This is a genomic window from Pseudomonas sp. NY5710, from assembly GCF_013305665.1.
Lineage (GTDB): Bacteria > Pseudomonadota > Gammaproteobacteria > Pseudomonadales > Pseudomonadaceae > Aquipseudomonas > Aquipseudomonas juntendi.
This window is the reverse complement of the sequence record NZ_CP045554.1, coordinates 3,138,653-3,156,447: the sequence shown is the minus strand read 5'-3', so window position 1 is coordinate 3,156,447 and position 17,795 is coordinate 3,138,653. Positions and strand designations below refer to the sequence as shown.

Sequence of the window (17,795 nt, the reverse complement as noted above, 5' to 3'; positions counted from 1 at the left end):
GGTAGCCTTGGCGCGCCGGTCAACTGCGAAACTTGGGCAGTGGCCGGTCGAGGGTCAGCGAGGTCAAGGTCTTGCGGACCTGCGCTTCGTCGGCTTCCAGCGCCCGTAAACTCGCGCGAATCTTGCCTGCGGCGGGCACATCGCCCTGCCGGTCGATCCAGTCGGCAATCTCCTTGCACGCGCTACTCAGGCAGGCCTGGCGCTGGTTCATCAGCGACAATAGGGTGGTGAGCTCTCTTTGGGACATGGCAGGATCCTCCGTTCAGCCCTGTTAGTGTAGCAGTGGCTAGGCGGCCTGCCTGTGGCGAGGTGCCACAGCTCAGCCTGACCACCAGGCGCTGCGATAAACGCCCGGCGGCACGCCGTAGGCCTGCTTGAACTGCCGGCTCAGGTGGCTCTGGTCGGCGAAGCCCAGGTCGAACGCGACCTGCGACGCCACCAGGCCGCTTTTCAGCATTTCCCGTGCACGGGCCAGGCGCCGCTGTTTGAGCCAGGCATGCGGCGGCAGGCCGGTAGCCTGGCGAAACACCCGGGCGAAGTGAAATGGCGACAGGTTGACCGCCGCTGCCAGCGCCTCCAGCGAAGGCGGGTCGGCCAGCCGGCTTTCCAGCAGTTCGCGCGCGCGGGCCACTGCCAGGGGCTCTTGGCCGGGGGCCGAAGGCGCCGCGCATTGCCCATGGCGCTGCACCAGCGCCAGTACCGCCTGGCGCCAGGCGGTTTGCTGCTGCAGGGCGCTGGCACCGGCTTCTGACAACTGGTGCAGTTGACTGAATGCAACGGCCAGCGCCGGGTCTTGGATCACGCTGGCCTTGAAGCTGGGCATGCCGTGACGCCCTAGCTCCAGTTCCTCGAGCACCCCTGTGACCCGTTCATGGTCGGGGTAGAAACCGCGATAGCGCCAACCTGCTTCGTGAGCGGTGGCGCCGGTGTGCAGTTCGTCCGGATTGATCAGCACCATGCTGCCGACCGGGGCCAGGTGCTCGCTGCCGCGGTGCCAGAAACGCTGGGCCCCGGACTCGATCACGGTGAACACATAACCCTCGTGGACGTGCGGCGCAAAGCGCTGCTGAACGTAACGCGCGTGCAGCATCTCGACGTCACCCAGCGCTGGCGCCTGCCAAAGGTGTGTCTGCTCGCGCAGTGCCTCGCTCATGCCAGCCAACTGCGTAATAGGAAAAAGATCAACATGCTCACCAGCATGCTCAGCACTACGCTGCGGGTCAACAGCACCAAGGTGATGGCCGCCAGTGAGCCCAGCAGGTAGGGGTTGAGCAGGCTCAGTTCGAGCTGGTGCTCGGGCAGGAAAATGATGGGGCCGCAGATGGCCGTGAGCATGCCCGGCACGGCAAAGCCCAGAAATTGCCGCGCGTTGGAGCTAAGCCGTAAAGGCAGGCGCGGTTCCAGAAACGCGTAGCGGTTGAGAAACACGATGGCCCCCATGGCAAAAATCAGCACCCAGGTCATGTGCGTGCTCCGGCAAATTTCTGGCAGATGAAACCGGCGCTCATGCCCAGCAGCCCGGCGGCGACCAGGGCGGCCTCCCAGTGCCAGTAGCTGAACAGTACCGAGCAGAACAGCGACACGGCTACGCACGCCAGCGTGGCGAGGTTGCGCACCAGCGGCGCGATCAAGGCCACGAAGGTGGCGACGATGGAAAAGTCCAGCCCGTACTGGTCCAGGTGTGGAATGCTCTGGCCCAGCAGGATACCGGCCAGGGTGAACAGGTTCCAGGCAACGTAGAAGGTCAGGCCCACCCCTAACGCGTACCAGCGGTTGAACTGCTGCTGGTCGTACTGGCTGGTAAGGGCGAAGAATTCATCGGTCAACAGAAAGCCCAGGCCCAGCCGCCAGCGCAGCGGTTGGTTGGACACCACAGGGCGCATCGACAGGCCATACAGCAGGTGCTGTGAGGTCAACAGCAAAGTGGTCAGCAGTATCGATGCCAGGTTGGCGCCCGCCTTGAGCATGCCGATGGCCACCAGTTGCGCGGCGCCGGCAAAGACAATGGCCGACAGCCCTTGGCCCTGCCAAGGGCTGAGGTTGGCCTCGATGGCCATCGACCCGGCCAGCAGGCCCCAAGGGGCGACAGCAAGGGACAGCGGCAGTATGGCGATGGCGCCGTGGAGAAAGGCTTGGCGGGCAATAGGGGGCATGATGTCTGCATTGCGTTTACAGGGCAGGCCAGCATGCCAGACGGGCAGGGGGATGGCTTGAACGATCTTGCTGGTCGACAGCGCCCTTGGCGTCGACGCCCATAATGCCCCCAGGCACCGGCTAGGGGTGCCGGGTCAGGTGTTGTTGTGCTGTCACGCAGCCATTGATGTCGACCGCCTTCTGCAGCAGGCTCAACCGCTGCTGTGGGTCGAGTTCGCTGAGCAGGCGGTACACCTCGGCTTGGTAGTCACGCTGTCGCCCCCAGAGCATTTCCAGGCCTTGTGGCTGGTTGCGTCGGCAGGCCAAGTGGGTGGCAGGCTGCGGGTAATAGGGGGCGTACACGGTGGCCATGCTGGGGATGGCCTCCAGGGCTGTGCGGTAATCGCTACTGGTATTGTAGGGCTGGCACCAGGTAGCAATGGCCGGGGCGGGGGCGGCAAAGCCCTGCTTGAGGCTGGCTTCGAGCAATGGGCAGGCAGCTTCAGGGATCTGCGCTGCGGGAAGGTAGGTCATGTAGTACAGGGCCAGCCGGTACTGGGCGACCGGGTGGCCCAGCTCGACCGACTTTTTCAACAGGGCAACCGCTGTAGGCAAGGTGTGAGCCATTGCCTGCCCCTGGCGGCTGAGCTCCGGGTCGGTGCCCAGCGACGTGCGCAGGGTGCTGCTGCCTTCTTCCTGATTGTCGGCCTGTTCCAGCAATGGCAACGCCTGGCGGTAGAGTAGGTCGGCATGCGGGTCGATAGTGACCTCAAGCGCCTGGGCAGCCAGCGGCAGTAACGCAACCAGTAGCGCGGGCAGCCGCGGGACCAGGCTCACGGGTGAACCCCATGGGCGGCCAGGTGAGGGTGGACGGTTTCGACAGTCATGGCGGTCAAGCATTGCGCCTCGGGGAAATCGGAACGACCACGTATTCTAGCCAGCCAAGGGGGCTGGCCGAAAGACCGCTGTGCAATTGTCAGACGAGCCTGATAGGGGTGACATTACGCTGGGCGTGTTTTTCCTGGGCCAGGCCGAGCTTGGCGGTGATCACCTTGGCCAAGGCATTGTTGCCCAGGTCGTTCAGGTGCAGGCGATCGATGAACAAATCTGCCCCGAACACGGGTGAACTGCTGAGCATGCCGTTCATGTCGTAGCAGGGGACCGGATCGGCCTGGCTCTTGATGCGGCGAAAAAACGCCGAGTGCAGTTGGCTGTCGAACGCGCCTTCCAGCAGCCGGTCGAAGTTGGCCGGCTGCTGCTCCAGTGCCGCCAACATGGCCTGTTCGCCGGCCGGCAGGGTTTCCCGGCACCAAGGCAGCAACGGTTGCAGGATGAAGGTCAGGGTGGCGTGGCTGTCGGCCAGCAACCGGTCCCACTGCCGCAGCGTGCGGCCAATGTTGTCGGCAGCGCGGGCCAGGCGCTTCTCCGGGGGAGATAGCGGCCAACTGCCCACGGCTTCGGCTGGCGGCGGCGGCGCCAAGGCTTGACCGATGCGCCGCCACAACGATTGCCGGCGGGCGGCGGTGGCAGGCTGCAGGCCTTCGCTGAAGCTGTTGAGAAAGTCCTGGTAAGCCTTGCCATGGGCCGCTGCGGGGCTGGCGAGCACTTCGCACAGGGCTTCGTGGGCCAGGGTGTTCAGGCCGCTGAGCACGACCACGTGGCCGAGCTGGCCCAGGCGATGCTGGTGGGTCAGGAACAACAGCAGCTCCTGGCTGGCATTGAGCCCGCAGCCGGCCAGGCTCAGCCAGACTTCGCCAGTGAGCATTGACAGGTGCGAAGCCACGGTGTGCTCGTCGGAGCTGGCGCCGATGCCCAGGGCAGTCGAGCCACCGACCAGCAAGTTGATGCGTGAAGCGCCGCCGCGCTCGCCCGCAGAAAAGCGCTTGCCGGCGCAATGGCTGTAGCGCAGGCCCAGGGCATCGGTGTTGATGGTGCCAGAGCGGTAGCCGGTTTCGTGCACATGCACGGTGTGTGGCGCACGGCGGCTGCCGCGTAGCAGAAAGCGCTGGTAGTCCTGTGGCAGCGGCGAAGGAGGCGGGCTGGTATGGGTGGGGTTCATGAATGCTCCTTCAATGGCGCCGTAGGTTGCACAGCAGTTTCAGGCCGCCAGTTCCTTAAGGTTGTACAGCAGGCCGCCTGCGGCGATCAGCAGCAGCGCCACGCCTGACGCCAGGCTGATGACCCGGTTGCTACGCTGCGAGGCGATCTTGCCGATGGCGAAGATGTACAGGCTGAGCACGGCGAAGTCGATGGCCACCCAGAGCAGCGACAGGACCACCATGCTTTTGCCGAACGACTCGGTGATCTGGATGAACTGCGGGAAGAAGGCGATGAAGAAAATGATGTCCTTCGGGTTGGAAATGCCCACCATGAACCCTTGCAGCAGCCCGCCACGGCCGGGCTTGGCCGCCTCGTTCGGGGCCTCGTTCGAGGCCGCTGCAGCCGGCACCTGCAGCGCCTCGCGCAAGGTGCCCACGGCAATGTGGCCGATGAACAGGCAGCCCAGCAGGCTCATGATATTGAGCCAGGTCTTGTCGATGGCCGCGCTGGTGAGGATGATCCAGGCGGCTGCGCCGATCAGCACCAGGGACGCCCAGTTGGTGCCAACGGCGGTGAACATGGCCTTGCGCGAGCCCGAAGCGGCCGCAGTATTGACGATCAGTGCCACCACGGGGCCGGGCGTGGCGATCAGCAGCAGGACGGTGAGGGCATAAGTGGCGGTGAGTGCGGTATTCACGGTCAGTTCTCGATCAGTATGTCGGGTGTCGGCTGGTGTGCGGTGTGGGTATGAAACGGGCAGCGCGACGGGTTCAGCGAACCTGCCTCCTGCAGCTGGTACTGCTTCCATTCGTAGTTGTCGGCATCGCCGAACGCGCCAAGGGTGTCGGGCACGACGCCGTCGTTGTAGTGGTGCACACGCTCGCGGATGCGCGCGCGGATGCGCCGGCCGCTTTCGCTGCGGGTGTCGGCCACTTCGTCGAAGTTTTCCCGGGGGTTGATGACGAAGGTGATGTGCTGGCCCAGGTTGCGGCTTTTCATGCGCTGGTGGCCGGGGAAGTTCATGTTGATGAACAACGGCATGCCGGCGTAGCAGAACGACCAGCCGGTATCGGCGGGGTCGGTCGGTATCCCCTGTGGCCAGGGGTGGGGGTCGCGTGCATGTACCCCACGCAGCACCTTCCAGGCCAGTGCCTGTTGTTCGCTCAGGCTGCTGTCGGCTGCTGTCTGCAGAAACACCACCAGTGGGCTGCCGATGCGCTGCCGGGGTGCAATGGGTGCGATGAGGTGCACATAATCGGCGAGGCCCTGTGCGATATCATCCGCCAGCTGCTCGGCGCGTGCGAACAGGATGTAACAGGTTTCACCGTTTACCGCCTTGCGGCCGAACAGGCACGGAAATTCGGGGTTGGCGAGAACGGTGCGAAATTGTTGTACGGTGGTGTACGTCCAATGTTGCATGTCATGACCATGTTCAGCGGTGAGCTCTAGCGCGTCCAGGCGATAGCAATTTCCATATCCCGTAAACATGATTTCCCCAGGCGTGAATTTAAATGAACATTCCAGTCATATGCAGGCAGGATCTTGGTTATATTTGTTTTTTACCTGCATTTTCCGAGACGCACTTAGCGTTGTAAAACGCGTGGAACTATGACCTACTATTAGTCTCACTCATGCTCGGGATATCGACATGTCGGAACGCATCCAGGCCCTGCACGCACTGCGTGCCTTCGAGGTGGCGTCACGCTATGGCTCCTTCACTCGCGCGGCCGAAGAGCTTGCCTTGACCCAGGGTGCAGTCAGCCACCACATCAAAACCCTCGAAGCCATGTTTGGCTGCGACCTGTTCGAGCGCCGTGGGCCCAAGCTGAGCCTGACCGAACACGGCCGCGTGCTGGCCCAAGAACTGAAAGTGGGCTTCAAGATCATCGAAAATGCCTGCGCGTTGTTGCGCCAGGACCGTTACGGGTTGCGCCTGAAGGCGCCTTCCACGCTGACCGTGCGCTGGCTGCTGCGAGCGCTGGATGGGTTCAAGAAGCACGAAGACCACTGCAGTGTGCAGCTGTCGAGCGTGTGGATGGACATCGACAGCGTCGACTTCTATTCCGAGCCCTACGACTGCGCCATTCTTTTGGCCAGCGGGCGCTTCCCTGCCGATATCGACAGCTTCAAGCTGTTCGACGAGTGGCTGATACCGGTATGCCACCCCGATTACATGGCGCAAGCGCAGCCAGCCCTCAGCGACCTGCCGCAGTGCGAGTTTCTGCACCCATCCCCCGACCGGCGCGACTGGCGGCGCTGGTTGGCACGGATGGACGCACTGCACATCAGTATCGACCAGGGGCAGGTATTCGACACGCTGGACCAAGGCATTTCGGCTGCCCAGCAGGGCCTGGGCATTTCGGTCGTCGACCTGGTCCTGGCCAGTGCCGACCTGGCGGCCGGGCGCCTGGTTACGCCGTTCAAGCATGCCGTGGCCACCGGAGACGGGTACTACATGACCTGGCTCAAGGCCAGCCCCAAGGCGCGGCAGATGCACAAGCTGCGTGACTTCCTGATGGGCCAGGTGCCGCCGCTGGCCTACAAGGATATCGACTACCTGTACGGTTGAGCCGTACTGCTTCGCGGTGGCAGAGCGCTGTGGCCAAAGTGCCTTGCAACGGCTGCGCGCGTGCCTGCCAGCGGTTTAGAATGGCCGGCTTGCCATTCTGTTTCCCGGAGCCTGCCCCATGAGCAACCTGCAATTCCGCCAGCCCGTCATCACCGACGCCGAGCGCTGCTACCAGATTGAGGTGAGTGCCTACGAGGGCGACGAGGCGGCCACCCTGGAAAAGATCCGCACCCGTATCAGCCAGTATCCACAGGGCTTCCTGTTACTCGAAGAGCAGGGCAGCATCGTGGGGTTCATCAACAGCGGCTGTGCCCATGCCGTGGTGATGGCTGACGAGGCGTTCAAAGAGTTGGTTGGGCATGACCCGCAGGCAGCCAATGTGGTGATCATGTCGGTGGTAGTGGACCCCGCGCACCAAGGCAAAGGCTACGCCAAGCGGCTGATGAATGAATTCATTGCGCGGACCAAGGCGCAAGGCAAGCGAACCATTCACCTGATGTGCAAGGAGCAACATGTCGAGCTGTACCGCAAGATGGGCTACCAGTACGTGCAGCCTTCGCCCTCCGATCACGGCGGCATGGCCTGGCACGAAATGGTCATGGCCCTCTAGGCAACCGTGAAGCGGGCCTCAGCAGCCTGTGGCTGCTGAGGTTGCTTGGGTATCAGTACTCCCAGAAGATCCGCTGCAGCTCCTTGCTGTCCTGGGTCTTGGTCATCGCCACCATCGCCAGAATCCGCGCCTTCTGCGGGTTCAGGTCGTGTGCTACCACCCAGTCGTTCTTGTCATCTGGCTGTTCGGCGTTACGCAGCACGAGACCACCCTGATTGACGTGCGACGAGCGAATGATCTGCACACCCTCCTTGCGCAGTGCCTGCAGCGCCGGCACTACCCGTGAAGACACCGAGCCATTGCCGGTACCAGCGTGGATCAATGCCTTGGCGCCATGTTGCGCCAACGCTTTGTAGGCGGTGTCGGTCACGTTGCCATAGCCATAGGCAATGTCCACCTGCGGCAGGCTGCTGATCTGTTTAATGTCGAACTCGGAGTTGACCGTGTGACGCTTGGCCGGCAGGCGGAACCAGTACGACTTGCCTTCCACGACCATGCCCATTGGCCCCCAGGCGCTCTTGAACGCTTCGGTCTTGATGTTGACCGCCTTGCTCACGTCACGGCCAGACTGGATCTCGTCGTTCATGGTCACCAGCACGCCCTTGCCTCGCGACTGTTGGTCGCCGGCCACGGCCACTGCGTTGTAGAGGTTGAGCATGCCGTCGGCGGACATGGCGGTGCCCGGGCGCATCGAGCCGACTACCACGATCGGCTTGTCGGTCTTCTCTACCAGGTTGAGGAAGTAGGCGGTTTCTTCCAGAGTGTCGGTACCGTGGGTGATGACGATACCGTCCACATCCTTGCTGTCGGCCAGTTCGGCGACGCGTTTGGCCAGCTTCAGCAGGTCATCGTTGCTGATGCTTTCCGAGGCGATCTGCATCACCTGCTCGCCGCGCACATTAGCGATGTCGGCGAGCTCCGGCACGCCGGCGATCAGCTTGTCCACTCCCAGCTTGGCAGCCTGGTAGGTGGCGCTGTTGGCGGCGCTGGCGCCAGCGCCGGCGATGGTGCCACCGGTAGCGAGGATGACAACGTTGGCCAATTTCTGCCGGGTTTCGGCTTCCTTGGCCGAGGCGGCGGTGGGCAGGGCCAGCAGCAGGGCGAGTGCGCAGGGGGCAAAGGTTTTCAGTGCGGCATTCATCGTTCTTGTGCTCTCTTCCAAATGAGATGGTTTTTGAATCGCGCAGCTTGCAAGGCATCTTTCATACCAGCTTGCGCGCGCTAGGGTGCAGGCACGGCCTTAAGTCGCAAAGGCGCTACGCAGTAGCCCGCAAATCACGGCGGCAGCGCAGGTTGGCGCAGTTGCAGCGCAGCCCGGCGCGACCCAGGAGTGCCATTGCGGGGGGTAGTGTTCCATTCGAGAAACCGAACAGGCGTAGGAAAAGGTGTTCGGTTTTACGGAAAGATTCTGGATAATCAGCGCCAACGGTTTCGACCGCTGACCTGAAAAACGGATTTGACAAACCCCGGTACTGTTTCCATAGTTACGTACCGCAAACGTTTGCGATCCGATAAAAAAACAAGATTCGGAGTCATCGTCCATGAAACTGCCGTTCCCCGGTCGTCTGCTGGCCCTCGCTGTCGTTTCCTCACTCTCCCTTGCCCTGCCGTTTTCTGCCGCCCACGCCGAAGACAAGCCCAAGGTCGCCCTGGTCATGAAATCGCTGGCCAACGAGTTCTTCCGCACCATGGAAGACGGTGCCAAGGATTACCAGAAAAGCCACGCCGCTGAGTTCGACCTGATTGCCAACGGCATCAAGAACGAAACCGACACTGGCGAACAGATCCGCATCGTCGAGCAAATGGTCAACGCCGGCGCCAAGGCGCTGGTGATTGCCCCGGCCGATTCCAAGGCGCTGGTATCAGCGGTGAAGAAAGCCATGGACAAAGGCGTGGTGGTGATCAACATCGATAACCGCCTGGACCCTGCGCTGCTCAAGAGCAAAGGCATCAGCGTGCCCTTCGTTGGCCCCGACAACCGCAAGGGGGCGCGTATGGTAGGTGACTACCTGGCCCATCAGAAGCTCAAGGCCGGGGACCAGGTGGGCATCATCGAAGGGGTGCCGACCACCACCAACGCCCAGCAGCGCACGGCAGGCTTCAAGGACGCCATGGAAGCCGCCGAAATGAACATCGTCTCGGTCCAAAGCGGTAACTGGGAGATCGACAAAGGCAACGCCGTCGCCGCTTCCATGCTCAACGAATACCCCGACCTGAAGGCCCTGCTGGCCGGTAACGACAGCATGGCGCTGGGTGCGGTTTCGGCTGTGCGTGCCGCCGGCAAGGCGGGCCAGGTGCAAGTGGTCGGCTATGACAATATCAACGCCATCAAGCCGATGCTGACCGATGGCCGCGTGCTCGCCACCCTTGACCAGGCCGCCAGCCAGCAAGCCGTATTCGGTATTCAGGCCGCATTGAAAATGGTCAAAGGCGAAAAGCCTGACGTGGATGCCGACAACGTCATCCAGACTCCAGTCGAACTCATTACCAAGTAGCCCCGACCCTGCCAGGAGAACCGGCCATGCCTGCATCGGCCAATGAAGTGGTGCTCGCTGCCAGCGGCCTTGGCAAGACCTATGCCCAGCCGGTGCTGGGCGAGGTCAGCCTGAACCTGCGGGCCGGCGAAGTGCTGGCCCTGACCGGCGAGAACGGTGCGGGCAAGAGCACGCTGTCCAAGTTGATCAGCGGCCTGGAAACCCCCACCACCGGGCACATGATCTACCGCGGCCAGGCCTACGCCCCTGCCAGCCGCAGCGAGGCGGAGCGCCTTGGCGTGCGTATGGTCATGCAGGAACTGAACCTGCTGCCAACCTTGACCGTGGCGGAAAACCTGTTTCTCGACAACCTGCCTAGCCGTTTTGGCTGGATCAGCCACAAACGCCTGCGCCAGTTGGCAACGGCGGCCATGGCCAGGGTCGGGCTCGATGCGATCGACCCGGATACCCCGGTCGGCGAACTGGGTATCGGCCACCAGCAAATGGTCGAAATCGCCCGTAACCTGATCGGCGACTGCCACGTGCTGATCTTCGACGAACCCACCGCGATGCTGACCGCGCGTGAGGTGGAACTGTTATTTACCCAGATCGACCGCCTGCGCGCGCGGGGGGTGGCCATCGTGTACATCTCGCACCGCCTGGAAGAACTGCAGCGCGTGGCCCAGCGGATTGTCGTACTGCGCGACGGCAGGCAGGTGTGTGACGAGCCCATCCAGCGCTACAGCAGCGCCGAACTGGTCAACCTCATGGTGGGCCGCGAACTGGGCGAGCACATCGACCTGGGTCGGCGGCAGCTTGGCGCCCCCTTGCTCAAGGTCGACCGGCTTACCCGCACCGACAAAGTGCGCGAGGTTTCTTTCGAGGTCAGGGCAGGGGAGATATTCGGCATCTCTGGCCTGATCGGCGCGGGCCGCACCGAGTTGTTGCGCCTGATCTATGGCGCCGACCGTGCTGACAGCGGCAGCATTGCATTGGGCCAGCCACCGCAGCCGGTGACCATCGATTCGCCCAAGGCGGCCGTGCGCGCCGGCATAGCCTTGATCACCGAAGACCGCAAAGGCGAGGGCCTGCTGCTGAGCCAGTCGATCAGCGCCAACATTGCCTTGGGCAACCTTGGCGCTGTGTCACGGGCCGGCGTGCTCGACGGCGAGGCGGAAAGGGCCTTGGCCGAGCGTCAGATCCAGGCCATGCGTATTCGCAGCGCCGGTGCGCAACAGGTGGTTGGCGAGCTGTCTGGTGGCAACCAGCAGAAGGTCGTGATCGGCCGTTGGCTGGAGCGCGACTGCCAGGTGCTGCTGTTCGACGAGCCCACCCGGGGTATCGATGTCGGTGCCAAGTTCGACATCTACGGCCTGCTGGCCGAACTGGCTCGCCAAGGCAAGGCCCTGGTGGTGGTGTCCAGCGACCTGCGCGAATTGATGTTGATCTGCGACCGCATTGCCGTGCTGTCTGCCGGCCGCCTGATCGACACCTTCGACCGTGAGCACTGGACGCAGGATCAACTGTTGGCGGCAGCCTTTGCCGGTTATCAGAAACGTGACGCTCTGCTGCATGAGGCAGCCCCCAGGATGGACGTATGAAAACCACACCGCTCGACAGCCAAGGCGCCGCCGTGCGCCGCAACGGTTCCTATTATGGCCTGGGCACCTACCTGGGCCTGGCCGGCGCCTTGCTGGCGATGATCGTGCTGTTCTCGTTCCTCAGCAGCCACTTTTGGTCTTACAACACCTTCAGCACATTGGCCAACCAGATCCCGGACCTGATGGTACTGGCGGTAGGCATGACCTTCGTGCTGATCATCGGCGGTATCGACCTGTCGGTGGGGTCGGTGCTGGCCCTGGCTGCGTCGACGGTGAGCGTGGCCATGCTCGGTTGGGGCTGGGGCGTGCTACCCGCCGCGCTGCTGGGCATGGCCGTGGCTGCGCTGGCCGGCAGCATTACCGGCAGCGTGACCGTGGCCTGGCGCATCCCGTCGTTCATCGTCTCGCTCGGCGTGCTGGAAATGGCCCGCGGCCTGGCCTACCAGTTCACTGACTCGCGCACCGCCTACATCGGCGATGCCTATGCCTGGTTCTCCAACCCGGTCGCCTTCGGCATCTCGCCAGCGTTCATCATCGGCTTGCTGGTGATCGTGCTGGCCCACCTGGTGTTGACCCGTACAGTGTTCGGCCGCTACCTGATCGGCATCGGCACCAATGAAGAGGCCGTGCGCCTGGCGGGTATCGACCCACGGCCCTACAAAGTGCTGGTGTTCGCGCTGATGGGCCTGCTGGCCGGGCTGGCTGCGCTGTTCCAGATCTCCCGGTTGGAGGCGGCCGACCCCAATGCGGGCTCTGGCCTGGAACTGCAGGTCATTGCCGCCGTGGTGATCGGCGGCACCAGCCTGATGGGCGGGCGCGGCTCGGTCATCAGCACTTTCTTCGGCGTGCTGATCATTTCCGTGCTGGCCGCTGGGCTGGCGCAGATCGGTGCCAGCGAACCGACCAAGCGCATCATCACCGGGGCGGTGATCGTCATTGCCGTGGTGCTCGACACTTACCGTAGCCGGCGTGCAGGCCGGCGGAACTGACAACATGGCAACCATCAAAGATGTCGCGGCACTGGCGGGTATTTCCTACACCACGGTGTCCCATGTATTGAACAAGACCCGACCGGTCAGCGAGCAGGTGCGGCAGAAAGTGGAGGCTGCGATTGTCGAACTCGACTACGTGCCCAGTGCCGTGGCGCGTTCGCTGAAGGCTCGTAGCACGGCGACCATCGGCCTGCTGGTGCCCAGCAGCGTGAACCCTTACTTTGCCGAGCTGGCGCGGGGCATCGAGGATGCCTGTGAACGCAACGGCTATTGCGTGATTCTGTGCAACTCCGACGACAACCCGCAAAAGCAGCGCAGCTACCTGCGCGTGTTGCTGGAGAAGCGCATCGACGGGCTGGTGGTGGCTTCGGTGGGCGAGGACAGCGACCTGCTGCAGAGCCTGGCCGGCGTACGTACGCCCATGGTGATCGTCGACCGCGAGCTGGAAGGGGTGGACGCTGACCTGGTGCGCATCGACCATGAGCACGGCGCTTACCTGGCCACCCAGCATCTGCTGGCCCTGGGGCATCGCGACATCGCCTATATCGGCGGCCCCGCCGATACCGGGGTAACCCAGCTGCGCCTGCGCGGTTTTCATCGGGCCATGGCCGAGGCGCAGGCGCCGGTGCACAGTGACCGTGTGCTGCACTGCGACTTCACCAGCCCGGGCGGCCATGCCGCCGCTGCGCAAATGTTGCAGGGGCGGCGACCTACGGCCATTTTTGCGGGCAACGACATGATCGGTTTCGGCGTGCTGCGCGCTGCCGCCGAACGCAATATCAACGTGCCCGGCGAACTGTCGGTGATCGGCTTCGACGACATCGAGCTCAGCCGCTACGTGTACCCGCCGTTGACCACCGTGGGCCAGTCGATCCGCGAACTGGGCGAGAGCGCTGCCTCGCTGTTGCTGGCGCGCATCGGCACACCCCGGCAAGGCATGGCCGAGCAGCGCATCGTCGCCCCGCGCATTGTCTTGCGCGAATCCACCGGGCCGCGCCCGGACCTGTTCAACGATTACCGCTAACGCTAAGGAACTGTCATGAATGCCAAGGTTGTGGTGGTCGGCAGCCTCAACATGGACCTGGTGGTCCGCGCCCAGCGCTTGCCTCGCGCCGGCGAAACCCTGCCCGGTGAGCATTTTTTCACGGTGCCGGGCGGCAAGGGGGCCAACCAGGCCGTAGCGGCTGCGCGCCTGGGCGCCAGCGTGGCGATGATTGGCAATGTCGGTGATGATGATTATGGCCGCCAGTTGCACCAGGCATTGTCCGCAGAAGGTATCGACTGCCAGGGCGTCAGTACCTGCCCGGGCGTGTCCAGCGGTGTAGCCCTGATCACCGTGGATGCCGCCAGCCAGAATTGCATTGTCATCATCCCCGGCGGCAACGGCCTGCTAACGCCGCAGTCGGTGCAGCACTTTGAGGCGTTGTTGCAGGCTGCGCAGGTGGTCATCTGCCAGTTGGAGGTGCCGTTCGAGACAGTGGCCTGGACGCTGAAGCGGGCGCGCGATCTGGGCAAGCAGGTGATTCTCAACCCGGCGCCTGCCACCGGCCCGTTGCCTGTGCAATGGTTCGCGTTCATCGATTACCTCACTCCCAATGAAAGCGAGGCCGAAGCGCTGACCGGCATTGCGGTGACCGACCAGGCTAGCGCGCAGCTTGCCGCAGAGCGCTTGCTGCAGGCGGGGGCGGGCAAGGTGATCGTCACGCTGGGCGCGCAAGGGGCGTTGCTGGTAACGCCCGAGGGGCACCAGCATTACCCCGCGCCGGTGGTGCAGCCGCTGGACACCACTGCTGCTGGCGACACCTTCATTGGCGGCTTCGCTGCGGGCCTGGTGCGTGGCCTGGAGGAGGGCGAGGCCATCGCCTTCGGCCAGCGTGCTGCGGCGCTGTCGGTGACACGCGCTGGCGCGCAGCCATCAATCCCTTACCTGGCGGAGCTGGTGCCATGAAGAAAACCCCGCTGCTGAACGTTGCCCTGTCGCGCACCATCGCCGGCATGGGCCATGGCGATATCCTGGTGATCGGCGATGCGGGCCTGCCGGTGCCGCCAGGCGTGGAAATGATCGACCTGGCGATCACCCCTGGCTTGCCGGACTTCGCCAGTGTGTTGCGGGCCGTGCTGAGCGAGCTTCAGGTGGAGCGGCATGTGCTGGCCGAGGAAATGCAGAAAGTGGTGCCGCCAGCGCTGGTCGAGCTCGAGCGTCTCAAGGGCAAGCTGGGCAAGCGCGAATGGCTTAGCCATGAAGCATTCAAGGTGCTGTCGCGCAGTGCGCGCGCGGTGGTGCGTACCGGTGAGTGCCAGCCCTACAGCAATATCGCGCTGGTTTCCGGCGTCACGTTCTGACCCGTTGACCAGCCGCCGGTGCCGCCCGGCGCGTCGGCCGTTTTTCACCAAAGGCAACAGGAGTGCCATTCCATGCTCAAGCCCTGGCTTCAAGGACTCGCTTTCATGCTCACTGCCACCAGCTTGCAGGCTGCCCCCATCGACCTGATCATCGACACCGACCCCGGTGCCGACGACGTGGTCGCGTTGTTCCTGGCCCTGGCCTCGCCAGAGGAACTCAATATTCGCGCCATCACCACCGTGGCCGGCAATGTGCGCCTGGATAAAACGTCCCGCAACGCGCGGCTGGCGCGCGAATGGGCTGGCCGCGAAGACATCCCGGTTTACGCGGGGGCCGGCCGCCCGCTGGTGCGCGCACCTGTCTATGCCGCAGAGGTGCACGGCGAAGAAGGCCTGGCCGGCGTTCAAGTGCATGAGCCGAAAGCCCCGCTGGCCGCCGGCAACGCCGTGCAGTACCTGGTAGACACCTTGGCGGCTGCCAAGCCGCACAGCATCACCGTGGCCATGCTCGGCCCACAGACCAACCTGGCCCTGGCGCTGATCCAGCGCCCGGAGATTGCCAAGGGCATCAAGGAGGTGGTGGTCATGGGCGGCGCCCACTTCAACGGCGGCAACATCACGCCGGCGGCAGAATTCAACCTGTACGCCGACCCCCATGCAGCCCAGGTGGTTCTGGCCAGCGGGGTGCAACTGACCTATCTACCGCTGGACGTCACCCACAAGCTGCTGACAAGCGACGCCCGGCTGCAGCAGTTGGCGGCGGTGAATACACAAGCCAGCAAGCGGGTGGTGGACATTCTCAACGTGTATATCAAGCACGACATGGCGTTGTACGGCATGCCCGGCGGTCCGGTGCATGACGCCAGCGTCATTGCCTACTTGCTCAAGCCCGAACTGTTCAGCGGCCGGCGCATTCACCTGAGCATCGACAGCCGCGAAGGCCCGACCTTTGGTCAGACCGTCGCTGACTGGTACGGCGTGCTCAAGCAGCCGGCCAATGTGCTGTGGGTGGAGCAGGGTGACGCCCAAGGCCTCTTCGACCTGCTTAGCGCCCGGTTGGCGCGGCTGCAATAGCTGCGTGCGGGGCGTAGCGCTCCAGCACCTGCTCGATGAAGCTGCGTGCTGCCTCGGGGCCGCGGTCGCGCACCAGCAGGTCGATGCCGATCAACAGCAACTCCTCTGGTGTGCCAGGGCTGTACGCACTCTGGCCCTCGGCCCACTTGACCTTGATATCGGCATCGATGGTGTGGCTGCTCATGAAAAGCTCTCGCTAGGGGCCCGGAACGAAGGGGTGAACACCTGACCCTGGTGTTCGATGGAGGCGGGATGCACTCCACTTCTTGCAGCAAATCATGGCTTTGCGCCAGTGACCGTGCGCGCTAAGCATATGGCAAACGCAGCGGGTTGTGCAAAATCCGGTCACGATTGCTTTTCCCCTTCGTTGATCGAGTTCAGGTAGACTTGACCGGTTTTGCAACAAACGATGAGCGGAACTGTCGGATCAGACATTCCCATACCGATTTAGGAGGCTTCATGTTCCGTACCCGTGCTTACCTGGCAACCCTGGCGATGGCTGCTGTCCTGGCTGGTTGCAGCACTGGTGGCGATGCTGGTGGTAACGCCGGTGGGGCTGCACCGGCTGCGCCGGCCGGCAACGACGGCCGCTGCGATGCCAGCGGCGCAGACTTTGCCATGGGCAAGCAAGCCAGTGCCGAGTTGCTGGAGCAGGCGCGCAAGGCCAGTGGTTCGCAAATGGCGCGTATTCTCAAGCCGCACGACGTGGTAACCCTGGAGTACCGGTCCGAGCGCCTGAACCTGAACGTCAATGAGCAGGGTGTGGTCAACCGCGTCAACTGCGGCTGATTCAGCTCGTAGGAGCGGGTTTACCCGCGAAAGGGCCAGGCCTGCTGGCCAGTTTCTGCCAGGCATTGTGCGTTGCCGGCAGCACCGTATTCGCGGGTAAACCCGCTCCTGCATCGATCGATGATACCGGCCCGGCTCCGCAGGACTCTCGGCCACCCCCGCCCGTTGTAGGAGCGGATTCACCCGCGAAAGGGCCGGCCCTCCTGGCCAGTTTCTGCCAGCATTGTGCGTCGCCGGCACCACCGTATTCGCGGGTAAACCCGCTCCTACATCGTTCGATGATACCGGCCCGGCCCCGCAGCACTACCGGCCAAATCGCCGGGGCCGCTGCGCTGCCCATCGCGACACAAGGACGTTTGTACAAAAAAGCGGAGCGCCATGGGCCTTGGGCGCGCCCATAAAAAAACCCGCCACGAGGGCGGGTTTTTTTACAGCTATCCGAATTACTCCGGACGAACCTGTGCAGCCTGCATGCCTTTCTGGCCGCGCTCGGCGACGAAGGAAACAGTCTGGCCTTCTTTCAGGCTCTTGAAGCCGTCAGATTCGATGGCTTTGAAGTGAACGAACAGGTCGTCGCCGCCGCCTGCTGGGGTGATGAAGCCGTAGCCTTTCTCATCATTGAACCATTTGACGGTGCCTTGTTGGCGATTGGACATGGGTGAATCTCCAGAACATTTAGTTTTTTCGGTGGTGCAATGCGGCCGAGGCTACGGAGCACGGGACGTATCATAGTCCATTTCTGCGCATCTAGCGCCTTTTACCTTCGCCGGATATTGATCCAGCTCAAAGATTTACCGGCCGACTTTGGCTTTAAGGTTTCAGCCCTTTGGTGCGCAGGCCTGTTTCACAACCGTTTGCGCTTTCTGCATCAGCTTGGCGTCCACGCCATCCTTGCTGTCCAGGTCGGCAATTTCGGCATCGGTGAAGTTCTTCTTGATGGCTTGGGCGCCACAGTCGCAGTGTTTCTTTGCAGTCGCAGCATCAACGCCCTGGCCGCTGGCCACCTGCGTGCACTGGGCCATGTAGCCGGCCTCTTTCCCCGGTGGGAAGTTGCCAGCGTTCGCGGCTACCGGCAGCAGCAGGGCAGCAGTGGCCGCCAGGGCCAGAAGAGACGGAACTCGCATAACCAGTTACTCCTTGGGTTAAGGTCTCATCAAGAGTAGGTTGCTT

At 63.2% G+C, this 17,795-nt stretch carries 22 protein-coding genes; 10 read left to right on the top strand and 12 right to left on the bottom strand.

What is annotated here, in order from left to right:
- Positions 1-19: 19 nt before the first annotated feature.
- The 8 genes from GEV39_RS14275 to GEV39_RS14240 all read right to left on the bottom strand — a co-directional run bounded on the left by GEV39_RS14275 (position 20) and on the right by GEV39_RS14240 (position 5,661).
- Complete coding sequence (locus GEV39_RS14275) at positions 20-247, bottom strand: hypothetical protein (RefSeq protein WP_029884913.1); 228 nt, start codon at positions 245-247, stop codon at positions 20-22.
- A gap of 72 nt (positions 248-319) precedes the next feature.
- Positions 320-1,153 carry an AraC family transcriptional regulator gene (locus GEV39_RS14270; protein ID WP_173889882.1) on the bottom strand — a complete coding sequence of 278 codons (834 nt, stop codon included), beginning with the start codon at positions 1,151-1,153 and terminating at the stop codon, positions 320-322.
- Positions 1,150-1,464, bottom strand: coding sequence for an AzlD domain-containing protein (locus GEV39_RS14265; RefSeq protein ID WP_009685903.1), 315 nt, complete (start codon positions 1,462-1,464; stop codon positions 1,150-1,152). Before GEV39_RS14265 ends, GEV39_RS14270 begins: the two co-directional genes overlap by 4 nt.
- Complete coding sequence (locus tag GEV39_RS14260; protein ID WP_173889880.1) at positions 1,461-2,153, bottom strand: AzlC family ABC transporter permease; 693 nt, start codon at positions 2,151-2,153, stop codon at positions 1,461-1,463. The genes GEV39_RS14265 and GEV39_RS14260 overlap by 4 nt, the downstream gene beginning before the upstream one ends.
- Before the next feature lie 121 nt (positions 2,154-2,274).
- Positions 2,275-2,970: an SEL1-like repeat protein gene (locus tag GEV39_RS14255; RefSeq protein WP_173889878.1), complete on the bottom strand. Its 696-nt coding sequence runs from the start codon at positions 2,968-2,970 to the stop codon at positions 2,275-2,277.
- Between the two features lie 139 nt (positions 2,971-3,109).
- On the bottom strand, positions 3,110-4,192 hold the full coding sequence (locus GEV39_RS14250) for a hypothetical protein (protein ID WP_173889876.1): 1,083 nt from the start codon (positions 4,190-4,192) through the stop codon (positions 3,110-3,112).
- 39 nt (positions 4,193-4,231) lie between these two features.
- Positions 4,232-4,870 carry a LysE family translocator gene (locus tag GEV39_RS14245; protein WP_173889874.1) on the bottom strand — a complete coding sequence of 213 codons (639 nt, stop codon included), beginning with the start codon at positions 4,868-4,870 and terminating at the stop codon, positions 4,232-4,234.
- Positions 4,871-4,872: 2 nt separating this feature from the next.
- Positions 4,873-5,661 carry a YqcI/YcgG family protein gene (locus GEV39_RS14240; protein ID WP_173889872.1) on the bottom strand — a complete coding sequence of 263 codons (789 nt, stop codon included), beginning with the start codon at positions 5,659-5,661 and terminating at the stop codon, positions 4,873-4,875.
- A gap of 160 nt (positions 5,662-5,821) precedes the next feature.
- Between GEV39_RS14240 and GEV39_RS14235 the strand changes: the two genes are divergently transcribed.
- Positions 5,822-6,742, top strand: a complete 921-nt coding sequence (locus GEV39_RS14235) for a LysR substrate-binding domain-containing protein (protein WP_173889870.1) — start codon at positions 5,822-5,824, stop codon at positions 6,740-6,742.
- Between the two features lie 118 nt (positions 6,743-6,860).
- Positions 6,861-7,352 carry a GNAT family N-acetyltransferase gene (locus tag GEV39_RS14230; protein ID WP_173889868.1) on the top strand — a complete coding sequence of 164 codons (492 nt, stop codon included), beginning with the start codon at positions 6,861-6,863 and terminating at the stop codon, positions 7,350-7,352.
- A 52-nt stretch (positions 7,353-7,404) separates the two neighbouring features.
- Here GEV39_RS14230 and GEV39_RS14225 read toward each other — a convergent pair whose 3' ends face one another.
- On the bottom strand, positions 7,405-8,493 hold the full coding sequence (locus GEV39_RS14225) for an asparaginase (RefSeq protein ID WP_173889866.1): 1,089 nt from the start codon (positions 8,491-8,493) through the stop codon (positions 7,405-7,407).
- A 400-nt stretch (positions 8,494-8,893) separates the two neighbouring features.
- On the opposite strand from GEV39_RS14225, the gene GEV39_RS14220 reads away from it, so the two are divergent.
- The 7 genes from GEV39_RS14220 (at position 8,894) to GEV39_RS14190 (ending at position 15,836) form a co-directional block, all read left to right on the top strand.
- Positions 8,894-9,847, top strand: coding sequence for a sugar ABC transporter substrate-binding protein (locus GEV39_RS14220; RefSeq protein ID WP_173889864.1), 954 nt, complete (start codon positions 8,894-8,896; stop codon positions 9,845-9,847).
- A 26-nt stretch (positions 9,848-9,873) separates the two neighbouring features.
- Positions 9,874-11,427 carry a sugar ABC transporter ATP-binding protein gene (locus tag GEV39_RS14215; protein ID WP_173889862.1) on the top strand — a complete coding sequence of 518 codons (1,554 nt, stop codon included), beginning with the start codon at positions 9,874-9,876 and terminating at the stop codon, positions 11,425-11,427.
- Complete coding sequence (locus tag GEV39_RS14210; protein ID WP_173889860.1) at positions 11,424-12,416, top strand: ABC transporter permease; 993 nt, start codon at positions 11,424-11,426, stop codon at positions 12,414-12,416. Before GEV39_RS14215 ends, GEV39_RS14210 begins: the two co-directional genes overlap by 4 nt.
- A 4-nt stretch (positions 12,417-12,420) precedes the next feature.
- Positions 12,421-13,443, top strand: coding sequence for a LacI family DNA-binding transcriptional regulator (locus GEV39_RS14205; RefSeq protein ID WP_173889859.1), 1,023 nt, complete (start codon positions 12,421-12,423; stop codon positions 13,441-13,443).
- Positions 13,444-13,458: 15 nt separating this feature from the next.
- Positions 13,459-14,367: a ribokinase gene (gene rbsK / locus GEV39_RS14200; protein WP_173889857.1), complete on the top strand. Its 909-nt coding sequence runs from the start codon at positions 13,459-13,461 to the stop codon at positions 14,365-14,367.
- Positions 14,364-14,762: a D-ribose pyranase gene (rbsD, locus tag GEV39_RS14195; protein ID WP_009685887.1), complete on the top strand. Its 399-nt coding sequence runs from the start codon at positions 14,364-14,366 to the stop codon at positions 14,760-14,762. Before rbsK ends, rbsD begins: the two co-directional genes overlap by 4 nt.
- A 72-nt stretch (positions 14,763-14,834) precedes the next feature.
- A complete protein-coding gene (locus GEV39_RS14190; RefSeq protein WP_029884926.1) occupies positions 14,835-15,836 on the top strand; it encodes a nucleoside hydrolase in 1,002 nt (333 codons plus the stop codon).
- On the opposite strand, the gene GEV39_RS14185 is transcribed toward GEV39_RS14190, so the two are convergent.
- On the bottom strand, positions 15,808-16,020 hold the full coding sequence (locus tag GEV39_RS14185) for a hypothetical protein (protein WP_009685885.1): 213 nt from the start codon (positions 16,018-16,020) through the stop codon (positions 15,808-15,810). The genes GEV39_RS14190 and GEV39_RS14185 overlap by 29 nt on opposite strands.
- 275 nt (positions 16,021-16,295) lie before the next feature.
- Here GEV39_RS14185 and GEV39_RS14180 point away from each other — a divergent pair, with 275 nt between their 5' ends.
- A complete protein-coding gene (locus GEV39_RS14180) occupies positions 16,296-16,625 on the top strand; it encodes an I78 family peptidase inhibitor (protein WP_173889855.1) in 330 nt (109 codons plus the stop codon).
- A 443-nt stretch (positions 16,626-17,068) separates the two neighbouring features.
- On the opposite strand, the gene GEV39_RS14175 is transcribed toward GEV39_RS14180, so the two are convergent.
- Complete coding sequence (locus GEV39_RS14175; RefSeq protein ID WP_003250656.1) at positions 17,069-17,281, bottom strand: cold-shock protein; 213 nt, start codon at positions 17,279-17,281, stop codon at positions 17,069-17,071.
- Between the two features lie 162 nt (positions 17,282-17,443).
- Positions 17,444-17,749 carry a hypothetical protein gene (locus GEV39_RS14170; RefSeq protein ID WP_009685883.1) on the bottom strand — a complete coding sequence of 102 codons (306 nt, stop codon included), beginning with the start codon at positions 17,747-17,749 and terminating at the stop codon, positions 17,444-17,446.
- Positions 17,750-17,795 lie beyond the last annotated feature (46 nt).